Below are 1,810 nucleotides of genomic sequence, written 5' to 3'. Positions count from 1 at the left end.
CATCAGCGACCGAAGGTGCAGTCCAGGCGGAGAAGTCTGACGTATAGTCAACGGCGCTTCAGAAGAAACAGAGCCACGGGTTAGCGGGAAACCCAGCCGCTTTAGGACTCGTCGAGTTCGATACGGCGCTCGCAATGCCCGACTCGAACCGATTCAGGACCGACTCAACAAATAGCCCGGCAGCGAAGGGCTTCGTGTTCATTGCCACCAAACGCGGCGCTCTCCAATAGGGCGCAATTGCGCCCCACCGCAAGGGTTTCTTCATGTTGGTCGCATGTCGATGGGGATTGTGGCGTAGTCACTACCTGCACGATTGGTCTTGTGGACAGACGCGTCGAAAGCAGGATTGTTGCACCCTTCGCAAGCGCAGGGTTTGATCTGAACCGCACCAAGCAACTCGTCCACATGAACCTGGGTTGCATCGGCGAGTTTGACCCCCTTCACGTGTGAAGTGATCTGTCCCCCCTCGCCTGGCAACCGGATCCAAACCTGGAAGTCGGTGTTGTACATCCAGGAGCAAGGACAGACTTCAGCCGTAAGGACGATGTCGCCCACGGAAACAATGGCAGCGGCCCCCAAGGTAGGGAAAAAAATGAAACAAGAGCGCCGAGAGCGGCAGAGACGCCTGGATCGTGAAGACAAACGGCCAAGAGAATAATCTTTAAGTAGATTCAGCCGAAAACGCCGCAGTCCGTCGCACTGGAGGGGCGCCTCGCCTGACCACCTCGCCCGGTGCGCCGGAGCTTCAAGGAAAAAGTCGCTGCATGCGAAATTGCACCCCACTTGACCATCCATTTGCATTCGACCTGACCAGTCATTTGCATCGGACTTGACCATCAGACATGATCGGTAGAGAACGGCCGATTCTGTTGAAGACGTCGACCATGTCTTGGGCTGATTCAGCTGCGCCGATCATTGCCAAAGTAATCCGCCGTGTAGGCCGTGGAGACATGCGGGTACTGTGCAAAGCGTTGGCCAATGCGTACCCATGGGGTGAGCGAGCAAATGCGCAATACAAAGCCTGGTTGTCCGAGGTACGTCGCCAGCTGGGCCACCCGCGAACATACTCCGAAGTCCGATCTCTCAAACCAGCAAACTGACTTGTTTTACTGACACCCACGTATCAGGAAATTCACCATGGCATTTTTCATCATGGAATATCGCGTAAAGGGGTGCTCACTCTCAGATGGGTTCCGCAGAGATCCTAAGTGGGGAAAGAAGACCTTTACCGTCAGTTCAACAGAGATCGGTACCGAGGATATTGAGGTCGTTAGGGCGATTGCCGCTTCACCAGAAGCAACGCCTGCCGGGTATCACCTGTTTTCAGTTCATGACCGTGACGCCGAAACTGCTCCGAATAGACCCACCACTTCGAACTGATGGACGATGCCTCTGCGCAGCGCCTCTGACGTCAAGGACCTGAACCGCATGCAGGCCTACCTGCCGGAAGATCGCAAGCAAATCCTAGCCCTACTCCTGCAAGTGGTCTCCGCAGTGATTAGCTAAGCCCTACAGCCCTCCAGAGAAAAAAGCTGAGTACCTTCGTCCCCAAAAACAATCCTGCTTGCAGTCCTGGGTTTTGCGTTGATAGCCGCCGAGCCCTCTCATTCCAGGCATGAGTTCGCTCCACTACCCAGCGCCTGGGCATCACCACGAAACCGCTCGGAGCAGGTGTTACCATGAACAGATCGCCTTGTTCTGAGTGCCATTGTCCTGTTCTTCTATTGTTTGGCCCCCGGATCACTTGAACGTCGACCGCGTGCGTTTGATGCATGCGCTGAGCCCATTTTCCCGCGTAGGCACTATCGAC

1 protein-coding gene and 1 pseudogene are annotated in these 1,810 nt (G+C 55.4%); one reads left to right on the top strand and one right to left on the bottom strand.

What is annotated here, in order from left to right; all coding sequences use genetic code 11:
- Positions 1-1,137: 1,137 nt before the first annotated feature.
- Positions 1,138-1,380 (top strand): hypothetical protein, encoded by a 243-nt coding sequence (locus CRO75_RS32165; RefSeq protein ID WP_097140659.1) that lies wholly within the window; start codon positions 1,138-1,140, stop codon positions 1,378-1,380.
- A 208-nt stretch (positions 1,381-1,588) separates the two neighbouring features.
- Here the strand turns inward: CRO75_RS32165 and CRO75_RS32160 are convergent.
- Positions 1,589-1,810 (bottom strand): annotated as a pseudogene (locus tag CRO75_RS32160) (IS5/IS1182 family transposase); the annotation flags it as partial.

It is taken from the genome of Pseudomonas sp. LAMO17WK12:I10 (assembly GCF_900215185.1).
Lineage (GTDB): Bacteria > Pseudomonadota > Gammaproteobacteria > Pseudomonadales > Pseudomonadaceae > Aquipseudomonas > Aquipseudomonas chlororaphis.
Note: the sequence above shows the minus strand (reverse complement) of the source record. Positions and strands in the feature narration are given on the sequence as shown.

Bases quoted from the DNA above. Each gene is read 5' to 3' on its own strand.
- CRO75_RS32165 (WP_097140659.1), top strand. From the start codon at position 1,138: ATGGCATTTTTCATCATGGAATATCGCGTAAAGGGGTGCTCACTCTCA.